At 37.5% G+C, this 17,257-nt stretch carries 15 protein-coding genes; 7 read left to right on the top strand and 8 right to left on the bottom strand.

Features of this window, described 5'->3' with window-relative positions; genetic code table 11:
- Positions 1-93 precede the first annotated feature (93 nt).
- From ACE3RB_RS11610 to ACE3RB_RS11580, 7 genes are all read right to left on the bottom strand, one after another.
- A complete protein-coding gene (locus tag ACE3RB_RS11610; protein ID WP_374464362.1) occupies positions 94-2,166 on the bottom strand; it encodes a T9SS type B sorting domain-containing protein in 2,073 nt (690 codons plus the stop codon).
- Between the two features lie 121 nt (positions 2,167-2,287).
- A complete protein-coding gene (locus ACE3RB_RS11605) occupies positions 2,288-2,893 on the bottom strand; it encodes a tetratricopeptide repeat protein (RefSeq protein WP_374464361.1) in 606 nt (201 codons plus the stop codon).
- A 303-nt stretch (positions 2,894-3,196) separates the two neighbouring features.
- Positions 3,197-4,432 (bottom strand): MFS transporter, encoded by a 1,236-nt coding sequence (locus tag ACE3RB_RS11600; RefSeq protein ID WP_374464360.1) that lies wholly within the window; start codon positions 4,430-4,432, stop codon positions 3,197-3,199.
- A gap of 92 nt (positions 4,433-4,524) precedes the next feature.
- Positions 4,525-4,887 carry a hypothetical protein gene (locus tag ACE3RB_RS11595; RefSeq protein ID WP_374464359.1) on the bottom strand — a complete coding sequence of 121 codons (363 nt, stop codon included), beginning with the start codon at positions 4,885-4,887 and terminating at the stop codon, positions 4,525-4,527.
- 69 nt (positions 4,888-4,956) lie between these two features.
- Positions 4,957-6,456 (bottom strand): GH3 auxin-responsive promoter family protein, encoded by a 1,500-nt coding sequence (locus tag ACE3RB_RS11590; protein ID WP_374464358.1) that lies wholly within the window; start codon positions 6,454-6,456, stop codon positions 4,957-4,959.
- Between the two features lie 135 nt (positions 6,457-6,591).
- Positions 6,592-6,843, bottom strand: coding sequence for a hypothetical protein (locus tag ACE3RB_RS11585; protein WP_374464357.1), 252 nt, complete (start codon positions 6,841-6,843; stop codon positions 6,592-6,594).
- 180 nt (positions 6,844-7,023) lie between these two features.
- Positions 7,024-7,419: a hypothetical protein gene (locus tag ACE3RB_RS11580; protein WP_374464356.1), complete on the bottom strand. Its 396-nt coding sequence runs from the start codon at positions 7,417-7,419 to the stop codon at positions 7,024-7,026.
- 250 nt (positions 7,420-7,669) lie between these two features.
- On the opposite strand from ACE3RB_RS11580, the gene mfd reads away from it, so the two are divergent.
- The 7 genes from mfd (at position 7,670) to pth (ending at position 16,508) form a co-directional block, all read left to right on the top strand.
- Positions 7,670-11,038, top strand: a complete 3,369-nt coding sequence (mfd, locus tag ACE3RB_RS11575; RefSeq protein ID WP_374464355.1) for a transcription-repair coupling factor — start codon at positions 7,670-7,672, stop codon at positions 11,036-11,038.
- A 372-nt stretch (positions 11,039-11,410) separates the two neighbouring features.
- A complete protein-coding gene (locus tag ACE3RB_RS11570) occupies positions 11,411-12,232 on the top strand; it encodes a hypothetical protein (RefSeq protein WP_374464354.1) in 822 nt (273 codons plus the stop codon).
- The gene (locus tag ACE3RB_RS11565) at positions 12,232-13,053 is read left to right on the top strand and encodes a hypothetical protein (protein ID WP_374464353.1); all 822 of its coding nucleotides are present in this window, start codon (positions 12,232-12,234) and stop codon (positions 13,051-13,053) included. The genes ACE3RB_RS11570 and ACE3RB_RS11565 overlap by 1 nt, the downstream gene beginning before the upstream one ends.
- Before the next feature lie 8 nt (positions 13,054-13,061).
- Positions 13,062-13,799, top strand: coding sequence for a hypothetical protein (locus tag ACE3RB_RS11560; RefSeq protein ID WP_374464352.1), 738 nt, complete (start codon positions 13,062-13,064; stop codon positions 13,797-13,799).
- Positions 13,800-13,951: 152 nt separating this feature from the next.
- The gene (locus ACE3RB_RS11555; protein ID WP_374464351.1) at positions 13,952-14,827 is read left to right on the top strand and encodes a hypothetical protein; all 876 of its coding nucleotides are present in this window, start codon (positions 13,952-13,954) and stop codon (positions 14,825-14,827) included.
- Positions 14,828-14,926: 99 nt separating this feature from the next.
- A complete protein-coding gene (locus tag ACE3RB_RS11550) occupies positions 14,927-15,859 on the top strand; it encodes a hypothetical protein (protein WP_374464350.1) in 933 nt (310 codons plus the stop codon).
- Between the two features lie 85 nt (positions 15,860-15,944).
- A complete protein-coding gene (pth, locus tag ACE3RB_RS11545) occupies positions 15,945-16,508 on the top strand; it encodes an aminoacyl-tRNA hydrolase (RefSeq protein ID WP_374464349.1) in 564 nt (187 codons plus the stop codon).
- Between the two features lie 93 nt (positions 16,509-16,601).
- On the opposite strand, the gene ACE3RB_RS11540 is transcribed toward pth, so the two are convergent.
- A complete protein-coding gene (locus ACE3RB_RS11540; protein ID WP_142725240.1) occupies positions 16,602-17,237 on the bottom strand; it encodes a carbonic anhydrase in 636 nt (211 codons plus the stop codon).
- Positions 17,238-17,257: the final 20 nt, after the last annotated feature.

Genomic DNA, 17,257 nt, shown 5'->3' with positions numbered 1-17,257 from the left:
AACTATTTTTGTTAAACAAGTTAGAAAATCAATAAATTTTTTATCATTATTTGTAAAAGAAAAAGCCGCCAAAGCGGCTTTTTATCTAAAGGATTATTCTCTGTTTTTTACCACAATCCAACCTGAAAACTTGAAAGGAGTATTCTTTTTATCATTCTCATTCCATGTTACAGAGTACCAGTATGTACCTGTTGGTATCTTCTTCCCTGCAATCGTTCCGTCCCATTTGTAACCATTTGATTTGTCTCCCTGGTGGATTTTTGTTCCGTATCTGTCAAAGATACTCAAAATAAGATTTTGTTTGTCTGCCATCGCAGAATAATCTACAACATCATTCACACCATCACCATTAGGCGTAATCATATTGATAAGGTTTGGAACCACTACAGTCACTTCAATAGGCTCACAGTCATAAGCATCTTTTACATATACTTTATAAGTGCCTCTGGCAATATTGGTGAACGTATTTGAGTTTTGCCATGTGATTTTATCCATTGAGTACTGATAGTCAGGAGTTCCTCCGATAACATTGATTGTTAATGTGGTGTTGGAAACTTCAATGTTAGTAACAACCGGCTGATCAGAAGGGTACACCGTTACAGTTTGGGTAGTGATACATTCTCCTGTTTTTAATTTTACCCAATACTTTCCTACGCCTACATCTTTGATAGACTGGGTAGTAGCTCCCGTGCTCCACTCGTAACTTTTGAATCCAGGCCCGGCATCTAAAGTTGTCGTGTCTTCTATACAGATGATCTTGTCTTTCAGAACACTAGATTGTACAGGAGGAATGACCGTTAAGCCTATTTTAGCAATTACATAACATCCTCTGGTATCAGATACTCTTACATATACCAAACCGTTTGGTGCAACGTAATTTGCATTTAAAATTTCATTCGTCCCATCTATTGCATCAGTAAGAGAAGGGAAATATTTCTTCGTGATACCGGCCTGCGGTGTAATCACAGCTGCATTATCGAGATTGAATAAAGCGGTAGCAGGGTTAGATTCTATGAAACATGATCTTAATTCAGCATCTTTTACAATAATCTGTGGATAGAATTTAAGAGTAATCTCTGCAATATCACTGCATCCGAATACAGACGTAACCTTTACATATATTTTTCCTTCTGCAGAAACAAACTGATAAATATTGGTAATCTCATTGATTGAGTTATTCAGGTCGTATAATGTATAGTAATATTTTTTCGTTGCGGTAGGATCTGCAAAAACAGCTGCAGTGGTAAGATCATAGGTTGCTGTACCGGCATTGTTGTTGTTACAGCTCGTTAGCGTAACATTGGTAGCCTTAATCGTCCCATCTTTAAATTTGAATTTACCGATTTGTCTACATTTATTAATAGGGCTGTTAGGATTGGCAGGATCAGTATAGTTGATACTGTAGAAATATACACCAACAGGAGTAACTGTCTGAGGGCCGATAAGAGGATTGTTGCCTGTTAAAGCATCGTTTTGACTGGTGTGATAGCTGATGCTGAAATTAGGGTTACCATTAAGAATTCCGGCTGATAATGATGCAAAATCAAAAGTAGCAGGATTTGAACATACAACTACTTCTCTTGGATCAGCGGGGTTGGCTCCCGGAATTCCCGGTGGAATAAATGGGTAAGGCTGTATAGCAGGATCTGTAAATGGAGAAGAAAGAGTAGCTGTTCCGCCCCAGGATAATTTAAACCCGTTAGCTGTTTCTCTGTGGTTGTTTACAATTAAATAATAAGTCTCACCAGGTAATACATCAAGGTATTTCACCCATTTGTCTCCTCCTGCACCTTCACTTAGGTCAACAGAAGTCATATTAAGACCCGTGTTTCCACTTAGTCCGGAATAAGAGCAGCGAATTGGAGTTCCCAGGTTATTACATGATTTATTAGGGCCATAAACACCAAAGTCATAATCATCAGACTGGTCATTAGGAATGATTTCAAAAGTAAGAGTTCCACCTGTAGCCACTGTAAAAGAATACCATACAGAAAACTTTTCATTGGAAGATAAACATCCGCCCAGGTTTTCTGCAATGTCTCCATGCCCGTTGGGAGTATAGGATATATCAGAGTTACCGCAGACTGCCATTGCAGTCGCACAATCTGATTGGGCAAATAAAATATGTGAAAATATGATTAAGAAAACAAGTAATGTTTTTTTCATAAGAGTCGATTTTAAAAACAAATATTAAATTTTTTAAATACTAAAAATGCTTTCCTTATTTGAAGATATCAAATAATAACTGATCGCCCGATTGTTCAGGAGATCATGCATTTTCTTACGATTAATTTGTTCCGATCAGCTGCCTTCCCCAGGTAGGTGAACCGGACGAAGCATTTGATGTTTCAAATTCTTTGGCTGCCTTTTGGTATAGCTTTACAGCTTCCGTTTTGTTTCCCTGTCTTTCAGCAATTTCAGCTTTTAGAAAAGAAAGTCGGGGGTTATCCTTTAAGGAGGTTTCTGCTTTTGTCATGAAGCCGGTAACTGTCTTCAGCTCCTTTTGAGGATCTGCAGACGTCTTTATTCTGATTTTCTGAAAATGGATAAGAGCAAGAAGAAGGTTCACTTCTCCGTTGTTCTTTTCAGAAGAAAGAACCTGCATCGCCAGATTTCTTGCAGACTCGTTAGGTTCTCCAAGAGAGCTGTTCGGGACGTTTTTCAAAAGAAAATCGGTTTTAAGATACAATGCAGCAGCAGCGTAGTAATTGGCTTTCCATTTCTCTGAAGTTTTTGCTTCAGAAAATGTTTTGAAAAGAGTATCGTAGTCATTGTCTGTCTTTGCATTATCGAGTTGCAAAGCACTTTGCTGTAAGGTTTGATCTGAAAAAAATTGAGCATTCATCAGAGAACCTGTTATGAAAAAGCTCAAAATTAATAAAAGTTTAGTCATAGGGGATAGTTTATGAGGCAAATATAAAAAATTATTAACGTTAAATTAAAGATTTTGAGATATATTTAATGAAAGTAATGTATTGGTTTTAAATGTGGTATTTTATTCCTGAGATTAAATTATGCAGACATCGTAAAGATATTGGTGGTTTTGATAAATTTTTGAGATTGAATTCTTTTATTAGCTTAAAAAAAACAGCTGTAAAATAAAAATCAGAATAGAAAACGTTCTATTCTGATTTTAAGTATTTCGAATTCTGATTTTTTATATGTCAGGATTTTAAAACAATTGATAAACAATAATTTAATATTGCATTTTTCTCAGTTTAGGATTGGTGCTTCCTACTATCAATGCAACTAAAACAGTCATACATCCTCCAAATACAACAGAGCGTACAACCCCCAGTAATTTAGCCATAAGCCCGCTTTCAAACTGTCCCATTTCATTGCTGGACATGATGAAAATCGAATTCACACTCAGAACACGGCCTCTTATATGATCTGGAGTTTTAAGCTGCACAATGGTACCGCGGATAACAACGGAAATCCCATCCAGCATTCCGCTCATCACCAGGAACATAAAAGACAGCCAGTATATTTTGGACAGACCAAATCCAATGATGCAAAGCCCGAATCCGGTAACAACAGCAAGTAGGATCTTTCCTTGATTTTTTCTAAGCGGAACAATAGATAAAATAGTAATGATACACATAGAACCGATATCAGAGGCTGCGTTAAGCAATCCGAAGCCTTCCGCTCCCGACTTTAAAATATCTGTGGCAAATACCGGGATCATAGCCACTGCCCCTCCAAAAAGTACAGCAAACATATCAAGGCATAGTGCTCCCAGGATTTCTTTGGTTTTAAAGATATAAGAAATTCCTTCACGCATACTTTCCACAACATTTACCGTTTCTTTTTTGTATTCTGAATGCTGCTTATGAAGCTGCCAGAAGAATAATGAAGCGACAAATATTAATGATAAAATAGCAACCAGGGTCCATTTTACTCCGATAAACCCAATAAGGACACCGCCAATAGCATGCCCGCAAACAGAAGATATCAGGAACGTGGCCTGATTCAGAGTTACTGCATTCGGAAGATTTTCCTTCTTTACAATTTTTGGAATCATGGAAGGAACAATAGGGCCGATAAAAGCTCTTGCAATTCCTGTAAAAAATATAACGCCATAAATAAAATACGTGATCTGATGGCCGGTAAAATGCATTTCCACATTAAAAAATGCAGGAATCAGCAGAAGCCCGATCAGAAAAATATAAGCATAATTGCAAATGAGAAGCAGTCTCTTTTTCTCATTCATATCGATAACATGTCCTGCATACAGCGCACAGCTTACGGCAGGAATTACTTCTGAAAGACCGATAAGGCCGATTGAAAAAGGGTCTTTTGTTAACTGATATACCCACCATCCCAATAAAGTGGCAAGCATTCTGAAAGCTAAAACAATAAAAAATCTCCCGGCGAGAAGATTTCTGAACTCAACATTTTGTAATGTTTGTAACGGGGTAAAGGAAATCATGAACAAAAATAGCCCTAAAAATTTATTTAGGACTATTCATATGTTGATTTTTAAAAGATATATTAAATATATCCCAAAAGATAAAATCTATTTTAGTCGGCTCTTGTAGAGCTCAATACAATTGCAGCAACACCTGCAGCACCGATAAGAGTAGCACCCGCAGCAATTCTGGCCTTTCTTCTGTCTTTTACAGCGGCTACATTCGCTTTAGGAATAATTACCTCTGTACTATCTTTTTTATCCGCTGTACCTACAAGATTTTCACCAACGACGTTTCTGAATAAAATTGTCTGTTTCGGAGAACCATCTCTCATGGTGACTTTGTAGATTTTTCCGGCTTCAAGATTAGAGTAATTGTTTTTTGAAATATCTTCGCTGTATTTTGTCGTAGCACAAGACGTAATAACAAATAAAGACGTTAGTAAGGATGATTTCAACAGTACAGATGCTTTCATTATTTTCTTTTAGTTTTTCAAATTTATAATTTTTTTCGAATATACGTTTCTGGAATTGAAAAAATATGATTAAAGTTTGTAAATTTCTAAGAGATCTGCAATCTTCCTGTCATTAGCCAATCTTGGAGTCTTGTTTTGGCCTCCCAATTTTCCCTGGGATTTGGCATACTCATGGAAAGCATTCTTTTTAAGCCTCGTGATGTGTAGCTGCTGTAAAATATTTCCGGAAATCAGATCGTTATAGTAAGTATTTCTTGCCCGTAGCTGCTGATCCAGCTCCTTTCTGAATACATCTAAATGCTCAGGCTCCTTTTCAAACTCTATCAGCCATTCATGGTAAGGAAGTCCTTCAGCCGGGTTTACCTGTGGTGCAAGATGGAACTCTGTAATCTGTGCCGGATATTTTTCAAGGGTTGCTTTCATTGCTTCTTCCACTTCAAAAGCAATCACGTGTTCTCCAAAAGCAGAAGTAAAATGTTTGGTTCTTCCACTTACCAGAATCCTGTATGGATCTTTGCTGATAAATCTTACAACATCTCCTATGGAATAAGCCCATAACCCGGAATTGGTCGTAAGGATCAGTGCATAATCTTTATGCAGCTCAATTTCTTTTAATGTTAATCTCCTTGCTCCGGGTTTGCCATATTCTTCCAGAGGAATAAATTCATAGAAAATTCCATGATTAGTAAGCAGCAGAAGACCTTCTCTGGTATAATCGTCCTGGAAAGCAAAGAATCCTTCAGACGCCGGAAAGGTCTGGATAATATCTACTTTACCTCCCAAAAGTTCTTCCATTTTATCACGATAAGGCTCATAATTAACTCCTCCGGTAACAATAAGCTGAAGATTCGGGAACAGCTGTTTGATCTTTTTACTATGTTTTTCCGTTAGCTTCTCAAAATACATGATCAGCCATGGCGGGATTCCGGAGATCAGTGTCATATTTTCATGTTCCGTTTCCTCTATGATTTTGTCTACCTTGGCTTCCCAGTCTTCCATGATATTGGTTTCCCAGCTTGGCAGGCGGTTTTTCTGAAGATAATTGGGAATATGATGGGCTACAATGCCGGAAAGTCTTCCTGTCTTTATTCCGAATACCTCTTTCAGTTCAGGGCTGCCCTGAAGAAAAATCATTTTTCCGTTTACAAAATCTGCATTGTTTTTTTTGCTGATATAATGGAAAAGGGCACTTTGCGCTCCGGCAATCTGAAATGGCATTCCTTCTTTGGAAATAGGAATGTATTTAGAACCTGAAGTTGTTCCCGAAGTTTTGGCAAAATATTCAGGAGTTTCTGTCCAGAGAATATTTGCCTGCCCTTTCTTTACTCTTTCAATATAAGGTTTCAGATCTTCATAATCGGCTACAGGAACTCTGTCCTGAAATTCTCTTACAGTATGGATGTTTTCAAAATCATGTTCCCTCCCAAAAAGTGTTTTTTGAGCCGTGTTCACAAGAGAAAGGAGTAAATCTTCCTGGTCTTTCTCAGCATTTTTTTTGAAGTCCTCTGCTTTTCGGACATGTTTCTTTGCCCAGATCAGTGCTGCATTTTTCTTGAAGAAGTTTAACATGGGTCAAATTTATAAATAAGTAGAGAATCTGGAATCATTTTTTACGAAGCATCATATAAAAAAACCGATGGAACAGGTTCCACCGGCTTTTCGAAATTTGATTATGAAAATAACAACTATATGTTGATGTTATGCTTATTTGTTCTCCTTATATCTTTTATCAGGAGTACCGTCTTTTTTCATTTTGGCGGCTGGTTGTGCAGGCTTCGCAGCTTTTGCATCCATTGCAGGTTTGGCAGCTTTTACTTCTGCCGGTTTAGCAGCAGCCTTTACAGCAGTTGCTTTTACAGGTGGATGTGCTGTTGTGCTTTTAGCGGGAGCAGTCTGCTGGGCAGTTGCAAGTCCTAGTCCAAGGATCAATGACATTGCAGATAATAATTTTTTCATAAGAATTATTGTTTGTTTTTGTTGAATAAAGATATACAAAAAGCAGGCTAAAAAATTAGGATTTTTAAACTTAACTAAAGTTTATTACAGCTTAAAAAAATATTAAAACACTTCATTTACAATCAAAAAGCCTGTCTTCAATAGAGGAGACAGGCTTGCATAATATATAAATAGACAAATCTAGCGTGTACAGTTGGCTGTCCACGTTTTGCCGTCTTTTGCAAATAATATTTTTAAAGTATTGTTGTCAATTCTGATATAAGAGGTCGCAGTAGAACCTACCATCACAAGCGTATGATCTCCTTCCTGATTAAACTCTACTCCATTAATGTCCGGAATGCTGTTTGAGAAAGCAAAATTATACTTGGCGCCACTCGCGATCTTTGTTACAAATACACTTCCGTTATCCGTGCTGATGTTGGTAGAGCCTCCATCATTATAAGAAATCTTCCCTTTGTAGGTGCCTGCAAAAAATTCATTGTTAACAGGGTCGTCATCTTTGCTGCACGACGAAAAAGATAATGCTGTAAATACCAACAGCATCATAACTCCTAGGATTTTAATTGCTTTTTTCATAATACTATTCTTAATGTTTGGTTTTGACTTAAAAGCCAAACACTGTGCCATGAGCAAAAGAAATATATTTTTTTAACGGGTTATTAAATAAATTTCTAAAAAATTAAGATTTTTTCAGTGATAAAATTCATTTAAAATCCGGAGTCATTCTGTTCCTTAAACAAAGAAAAAAATATCCGTACCTTTGTATATCATAAACGGTTTCGGAAAACTCCCGAAATCGCTTTTGTCGTTTATACTATTACTAATTATGCAGTTAAAATCCATCAATGAAAAGTTCCTTCCAGACCTTTTGCAGAAAGAATTTGGAAAAGAAATTTTTACCCAGCTAGAAAATAATCAGCATATTGCCGTAAAAGGAAATGCAGGCTCTTCGGTTTCTATTTTTGTGGCTGAGCTTTTTTTGGTCCGGAAGAAAAATATTCTTTATCTGGTAGATGATAAAGAGGATGTTTTGTATGCCAATACGGAGATGGAGGATCTTTTGGGTAAGGATAAAGTATTATATTTTCCGGCAACCCATCTTGAACCTTATCAGGTAGAAAAAACACAGAATGCCAATCTGGTTTTAAGAACTGAGGTTTTAAATAAAATCAATTCCGGGAGATCTCCGAAAGTTATTGTGGCATATGCCGGAGCTCTGTCTGAAAAGGTTTTGAAAAAAGAGGACTTTAAAGCGATTTCCCATCATATTAAAGTGGGTGATCAGCTGGACTTTGATTTTGTGGATGAACTGCTTAATCATTATCATTTCCAGCAGGCTGATTTTGTTTCCGAACCGGGTGAGTTTTCTGTAAGAGGTGGTATTGTAGATGTCTTTTCTTATTCGCATGAAAAGCCGTATAGGATTACGTTTTTCGGTAATGAAGTGGAAAGCATTAAAACTTTTGATATTGAAACACAGCTTTCAGTAGATAAGGTAAAGGATTTCCAGTTGGTTTCCAATATGAACTTTTCAGTGACGGGAACCAGAGTGTCTTTGCTGCAGTTATTACCTCATGAAAGCTTTGTCATTTCTAAAAACGGAATGGTAGGAATGCAGAAGATCAGGACATTCTATGAAAAGTCCCTGGAAAAGTATGATGCGCTGAGTAAAGATATTGCTCACAGAACTCCGCAGGAACTTTTTATTTCTGACCAGGAGTTCCTGTTTGATTATAAAAAATTCAAAACAGTTGATTTTGGAGGAGTGGTGATTGAAGGCCTGAAAGAAGTTACTGAAGTAAAAATGGATCAGCTTCCACAGCCATCCTTTCATAAAAACTTTGAATTATTGATTGAAGATATTGAGGAAAAGCAGAACAATGGATTCGATACCTGGATTTCTTTTTCCACAGAAAAACAGAAAGAAAGACTGGAATCTATTTTTGAAGAGCTTGAACATGAATTACCTTTTAAAAGCTTTAAATCTGAACTTCATGAAGGATTTGTTGATAACGGGCATAAACTGATGGTCTATACGGATCACCAGATCTTTGACCGTTATCAGAGGTACAAAGCTAAAAATACTTTTGCCAAATCTGAACAGCTTACCCTGAAAGACCTCATGTCTCTGAAAATCGGAGATTATATCGCCCATATCGATCATGGAATCGGAAAATTTATGGGATTGGTAAAAGTGAACAACGACGGGAAAATCCAGGAATGTTTTAAACTGACTTATAAAAACGGAGACTTATTATATGTAAGCATTCACTCTTTACATAAAATTTCGAAGTACAACGGACCGGATGGAAGGGAAGTTGTGCTGAGCAAGCTCGGATCTCCGACCTGGAAATCTTTAAAGCAGAAAACGAAAGCGAAGGTTAAGCAGATCGCTTTTGACCTTATCAAATTATATGCCCAGAGAAAAACAGCCAAAGGTTTTGCGTATACACCGGATTCTTATCTGCAGAATGAGCTGGAAGCCAGCTTTATTTACGAAGATACTCCGGATCAGGAAAAAGCGACCATCGATGTAAAAAGAGATATGGAAGCTGATACGGTGATGGACAGACTTGTTTGTGGAGATGTTGGTTTCGGAAAAACAGAAGTCGCAATCCGAGCAGCATTTAAAGCGGCTACAGACGGCAAACAGGTGGCTGTGTTGGTGCCTACAACTATTCTTGCTTTCCAGCATTACAGGAGCTTTAAAGAAAGGCTTAAAGATTTCCCGGTAAATGTTGCTTATGTAAACAGGTTCAGGACAGCTAAGCAGAAATCAGAGACTTTGGAAGCGCTGAAGAACGGGAAGGTAGACATTATTATTGGTACACACCAATTGGTAAGCAGTTCCGTGAAATTTAAAGATCTTGGGTTGCTGATTATTGATGAAGAGCACAAATTCGGAGTTTCAGTAAAAGATAAATTGAAAACTTTGAAGAATAATGTTGATACCCTTACCCTTACGGCAACTCCTATTCCGAGAACCTTACAGTTTTCATTAATGGCGGCAAGAGACTTATCCGTGATCAAAACTCCACCGCCCAACAGGCAGCCTGTAGAGACACAGCTGATCGGATTCAATGAAGAAACCCTTCGTGATGCTGTTTCTTATGAGCTTCAGAGAGATGGACAGGTCTATTTTATCAATAACAGGATTGAAAACCTTAAAGATATTGCAGGGCTTATCCAGAGGCTGGTTCCGGATGCAAGAGTGATTACAGGGCACGGACAGATGGAAGGGAAACAGCTTGAAAAAAATGTGCTGGATTTTATGGAAGGGAAATATGATGTTCTTGTGTCTACCACCATTGTAGAAAGTGGGGTGGATGTACCCAACGCCAATACCATTTTCATCAATGATGCGCAAAGATTTGGAATGGCAGACCTGCACCAGATGAGAGGAAGGGTGGGGCGAAGCAACAGAAAGGCGTTCTGCTACCTGATTACTCCTCCTTATGACATGATGACTTCCGATGCCAGAAAACGTCTGGAAGCGATAGAGCAGTTTTCTGATCTTGGAAGTGGTTTTCAGATTGCAATGAAAGATTTGGAAATCCGTGGTGCCGGTGATCTGCTGGGTGCTGAGCAAAGTGGATTTATCAATGAGATGGGGTTTGAAACGTATCAGAAACTAATGCAGGAAGCATTGGAAGAATTAAAAGATGATGTTGATTTTGAAAACCTTTTTGAAAATGAAGAAGACAGGCAGAAGCTTTTCAAATCTGTAAAGGATGTCAATATCGATACGGATTTAGAGTTGATGCTGCCGGATTCTTATATTTCCAATACAGAAGAAAGGCTGTTATTATATCAGAAAATTGCCGAGATCAATAATGAGGCGGATCTTCATCAGTTTGAGCTGGAGCTGATTGACCGTTTCGGACCGTTGCCTAAAGAAGCAGTAAATCTATTGAAGAGTGTTTCCCTGAAATGGCTTGCAGCAGATATCGGTTTTGAAAAAATTGTCATGAAAAACGGGGTGTTTTTAGGGTACTTCCCGGGAAATCCACAGGATAAGTTTTATCAGACTGACAGATTCAGGCATATTATTAATTATCTGACCCGAAACCCTGCTGAGGCTCAGCTGAAGGAGAAATCAGGAAAAGAAGGCAATCAGCTGATGATGAGAAAGGAAAAGGTTAAAAATGTAGATGAGGTAAATCTACTGCTGAAAGCGATTATTGAGCATAATTAAATTTTACTTTTTGTTCTTTAGGAACAAGTTTGTAAAAATTGTGAAAAACGTATAAAAGCCTTAAATTTTTATACGTTTTTTTGTGATTGTTATCATGTTTTTCTTTTGTAATATTCCTGTTAAAGAGAATTAAGACCTTTTCTAAAGGTATAAAATCACTCTTTAATGAGTAAAGAAGTTTTGTAAACTCCCGCACAGTAAGGGTTTGAGACCTTATATATTATTTTTTAAATGTAAAAAGTGGAGTTATGTAGAAATAATTCTACTTTTATGTGTGATTAATTCTATTCTCTAATGTGTTTATTTCTATAGGTTTACCGATATATAACTGGAATTTTTTGGACTTCATTATGTGCCTTTGCAGTCCTTATTATGAAAAAAATTATATATTGCTGCGCGGCTGGATTTCTATCTTTCTATGCCAACGCACAGGTGGGAATCGGTACTGCTAAACCGAAGTCTGTTCTTGATGTAAACGGAAAAACCACCTTAAGAAAAGAACTTAGAGTAGGCGGGACTTCAACTCAGGCTGGAGAAGCCGGATTGAACGGCCAGATTTTGGTTTCTCAGGGTGAGGGTTTGCCTCCTGTGTGGAAATCTTTGAATGTTTCCTTTATGGAAGAGGGGCAGTATAAGCTGATCAATTCTTATCTGTCGTCGGATCAAACGGGTATTATATCACTTACTGATGGAGTTGCAGGTGATGGCGTCTATACCAACAATGTTGGGGATAATATCACTGATATCACCAAAGGGAACTGGAAAAAAATAAATGGGCTTAGCAATACTTTTACCATCAAAAACGGGAAAAACAGGCTTACCTATCAGTTCCAGACCGGTGTTGAAATGAAGGCTTCCACAGCTACTACCATACAGAGTGTCAGATTTGCCTGCGGTGTTTTCAGAAACGGAACACTGGTAGCTGTACGTCCGGACAGAATTGCTTCCAATAACAACAGCGGAAAAGCAGGGATTCAGGATTATATCTTTACACTTAACTATACTGAGCAGAACGTTCCTGTAGGAGTTCATAATATTGACATTGCATGCAGAAAGATTGATACTTCAAGTTCTGCTTCGCAATTTGCGATCGGACGTAATGTACAGTCTTCAAATGGGGCTTCCAGCGCATTTACTCTGGAATCTACAATGAAAATGGATGTTATCGAATACGTGAGCTATAAAAACAACTAATGATGAAAAAACTATTATCAACGCTGCTTCTTACCACGGGACTTTTAATATCAGCTCAGGTAGGAATAAAAACAGAGACTCCAAAAGCAAAACTTGATGTAAACGGAGATGTTAATTTCAGAAATAAAATCGGGGTTTTTAATTCTGCTGATAACTCCGTTTTCCATGGAAATAATGACCAGCTGCTGGTTTCTCAGGGGGAAGGTTTTCCGCCGATGTGGAAATCACTTCGAATTCCTGAATATGAACCTAATAAATTTTACCTGATTTATAACAATTCTTTCTCGGATGATACAGGAATTACCTTTACCTCTTCGGAAAATTCTTCAGTAAGTCTTACTTCCAGAGGAGGAACATTTACACAGGGAAAACAATATAGTACGCTTACGAACTTCAAAAAAATAGACGGGCTTTCACATGTAATCAGTGTATTCAGTACTCAAAGTAAAGCTTATTTTCAGTTTGAAACTGTTGTACAGGCAGATTTTGGGGGAGCAGGAAGTACAGATAATTCAATAGATTATGCTTGTGGAATTTTTGTGGATGACAAACTGGTCAACCTGAGACAGCGAAATCTGAAGGCCATTACTACTACATATCCTTTCCTTACCCACACCCAGATCGGGATTGTAGATAATCTTTCCAAAGGGGACCATACGGTAAGTGTTGCATGTACAAGATTAGGTTCTTATGGAGGATCAGGAAATACACTGAGTATAGGAATAAACCTATTTGACAATATCAATAAGTTTATTTCCCAGTCTTCTCTTAAAATAGACGTGTATGAAGTTCCGGAAGTATTTAACTCTATTATAAATTAAGAAGGATTATGAAAAAAATATTATTTGTTACATCTCTTTTATTAGCTGTTGCAACAAATGCCCAGGTGGGTATCAATACTCCTAATCCGACTAATATGCTGGATGTGAACGGAGATCTTAATATTGGAAAAGAATTAAGAACAGGAGGAACTGATTTACTGAAAGGTTCTGCCGGTACAGCCGGTGATATATTACATAATAATACGGATTTAACTACAAATGACTGGAAAGCTATCAAAATTGCTGACGGGCAGGGAAGTATGTCTTTGTTTTCCATCAATACCGTTGCGGATAAAACCGGAATCAGCTTTTCCGGAGCCAATGGTTCTACGAGTCCTTATAGTAATGGAGACGCTCTGACGGGAGGCTGGACTGTAATCCCCGGAACAGTAGATACGTTTTCTGTTACCAACGGTACAAACAAAGCTACTTTTTCATTTCAGACAACCGTTCAGAAGACAGGTACAAATTCTGCAAGTTTTGCCTGTGGTGTTTTTATAAATGATGCACTCAGAGCGGTGAGAACAGATGTGCTTCTGGGAGACAGCGGTGCTTATAAGATTTTTAACCTTAATGCAACCCTTACCAATCTTACCCCTCAAAATCAATATTCTGTTAAAGTAGCCTGTATAAAAAGAGCTATTGCAGGAACAGTGCTTGGAATAGGAAGAGCGGTTGACGCTACTTTCCTCAATAGTGATATGTCACAGTCTGTCTTGACAACATCAATATTGCAGCCTTATTAATTTTCATAACAATACAATATTTGGAAATCTAAAAACGTTATGTTTTTAGATTTTTTTTGTTTATTAACTCTATTTCTTGTGAATTTGTTCGGATAAAGTAAAGTGTATTATCGAAAATTGAATTATATTTGGACAAGCTAAAAAAATTCTATATGGTAAAAAACTATTTTTTTAAAATGTTTGCCGGTATTGCTTTTCTTGGGCTGCTGACAGCATGTAATACAACCTCGGATCCTACAGAATCCATCCCGAATCCTGATGATGGCCCGCCGCCTAAAAAGATTTTGGCAAAGGTTAGTTCCAATAATGTTACTCAGGAAGAATACACTACTACAGCGGTAACCGGCGACTTACAGACTGCAGTGTCTAAAGATGAGTTTGCTTCGGGAAGTGCTTATTTTACCGGAACAGTAACCTATACGGATAAGAATATCACTAAAATTAAATATGTAAGTTCAGCATCATCCAGTCTTGTGTATGAATTCAACATTGTTCCTGATGCTACCGGTAAAAAGATTTACAATGCTACTTCTACAGCAACAGGGGCAACCCCGTCTGCATCTGTTGTAAGTGACTATGCATTTACCTATAGTGCAACGACCAATAAACTTACCAAAATTCTTGAGAAGAGAAAAGAAGGAGGAATCAGTGCCTATAACAGATTTATTGACTATAGTTTTGTGTATAATGGTGATAATGTTATTCAGGTAGTTTGTTCTAAAGGTATACTGGATATCAATGGAAACCCGAATATGAGCACAGCTGTAATAAGCAAGTACAACTTCCAGAACTATGATGCTCAGAAAAGCCCGTATTCAACACTCCCTTCAGTGTATTTTATCACACGAAGTCTGATCAATCCGGCCCAGTTCTATAAAATATCTCCGAACAATCCTACTTCAATGTTCATAGAACTGCCGTCACCGGCTGCTCCTGTAAATACAGCCCAAAGTTATTCTTATGATAATCAGGGGTATGTAACTGTTGAAAAAAACCAGAATTTAACTTTTACCTATAAAAATTTATAGGAAAAATATAGTTATTAATCTTACCATAATATAAATAATAATACAATTTTTAGGCAAAAAAAAATTATATTTGTCAAAAAAATAATCAATTACAAGGAAATGAAACAAATTTTCTATTTTATTTTACTGATCGCAGGTTTTTCCTCAATACATTCCTGCAAGGACATGCTGGATGAGGATGGGAATCCATTGCTGGATCTTAACAATACAGGAGGATTAAGCGGTCCCAGAGCATTATACAGAGAAATTACAGATAAAGATACTATCGCAGAATATCGCTACAGCGGACTGCTTGTGACCAAAGTAATCACAGACAGTGCTTCCGTTACTGATATTATGTACAGTGGTGATAAAATCAGCCAGATCAACTTCAATGGTTTTCTTGATCTTGACGGAAACGGGAAGCTGGATAAAGACAGTGTATCTTACACTCAATTATTTACTTACGCAAATAACAACAGACTGCAGCTTATTTCTGAAAGCCGTTCAATCTTCAGAAGACCTCCTCCTGTTCCACCTGCAACGACTCCGGGGCCACAGACTTTGCTTAGAAAAGAAAAGGCGGCTTATGATATTAAGTACAGCGCTTCTACAGGAAAACTGGATTCTATCATTATGAGAAACGGACCGGATGTTCCGGGAGCTCCTCTTACTTTCACGGATTATTCTAAAACAGGTTATAGCTACGTAGGAGATAACGTATCAAAAGTTGTAAGATATTACGGAACAATGTCAGGAGGTGCATTTGGAGCTGTTACAGGAAAATATAGCTACGAATATTATGCTTATGATGAGCAGATGAGCCCATTCACATTGTTGCCGCATGTATATAAAATTTCAAGATTATTATCTACTATAATCAATGATAAAGAAAGTCTTATTCTTTCTCCAAATAACCCTAAGAGATGGTCGGTAACAGATCTTACGCCACCAATTCCGACGCCGATCGTTAAGAGTACAAATTACGTTTACGATCCTCAGACTTACATGACAAAAGGATATGGCGTTAATTACATCTACAAACCACAATAAAGAATTTTTTAACAATATTCAAACTCAATCTTTCCTAAGATTGAGTTTTTTATTTTTTATCCCTTAATTTTGCAAAAAATTTCTGATGAAATATTTAATCGTAGGGCTTGGGAACAAAGGCTCAGAATATGAAAATACACGGCATAACATAGGTTTTAAAGTAGCTGAGAAAATAGCGGAAACCCTTGAGGTATCATTTAATACATCGAATTTCGGGTGGCTGGCAGAAGGAAAACATAAAGGAAGAAAAGTTTTTGTCCTTAAGCCCGATACATATATGAATCTTTCAGGAAATGCAGTGAAATACTGGATGCAGAAGGAAAACATTCCTTTGGAGAATGTGCTTATTGTTACCGATGACCTGGCCCTTCCTTTCGGAAAGTTAAGATTGAAAGGAAAAGGATCTGATGCAGGGCATAACGGACTTAAAAATATCAATGAAGTACTACAGACTCAAAATTACGCAAGGTTACGCTTTGGAATCTCTGCAGATTTTGCTGCTGGACGGCAGGTAGATTATGTACTAGGAACCTGGAATGAAGAAGAAGCTGAAAAGCTTACCGAAAGAATTGAAACCTTTTCCAAGGCTGCTCTTTCTTTCGTTTTTGCCGGATTGAATAATACGATGTCTGCTTTTAACGGAAAATAATAAAGTAACAATAGTCTTATACCAGTATAATAAATGCCATCGGATTCCGATGGCATTTCTGTAAATTATAATTGGAATTAAATGAATTGTTTATTATAACCAGGTTACAGCACCTGTTTCAACATCGTAATTGGCGCCAACGATTTTAATTTTACCTTCAGCTTCAAGATTTTTAAGTGTTGAACTTTGCTTGCGGATATCTTCAATCGCACTTCTTACATTTTGCTGATTAAGCCTTTCAAGAAGAGAGCTGTTGCTGGATGAACGTTCTTCATTCTCTTCAATAATTTCATTGATGATTGGATTGAAGTGATTGATAAGGTGATTCAGGTTGTCCATTCCCAGACCTTCAATTTTTGCAGCATCAAGACCTCCTTTCAAAGCTCCGCACTTGGTATGTCCTAATACGACAATAAGTTTAGAACCTGCCACATTGCACCCAAATTCCATAGATCCCAGAATATCCTGATTCACAAAGTTACCGGCAATCCTGATACTGAAGATGTCTCCTAATCCCTGATCAAAGATAAGCTCTGCAGATGTACGGCTGTCTATACAGCTCAATACTACTGCAAAAGGCCACTGTCCCTCACGGGTTGCATTCACCTGTTCAAGAAGGTCTCTGTTTGCCTTAAGATTGTTTACGAATCTCTGGTTTCCTTCTTTTAAGAACTCTAATGCTTTCTCAGGAGTAATAGTAGATTGGGTTTCGTATGTATGTGCTTTCATATTTTTATTGTTTTCGAATT

This window comes from Chryseobacterium sp. (assembly GCF_041914225.1).
Lineage (GTDB): Bacteria > Bacteroidota > Bacteroidia > Flavobacteriales > Weeksellaceae > Chryseobacterium.
This window is presented reverse-complemented; position numbering and strand designations above follow the sequence as displayed.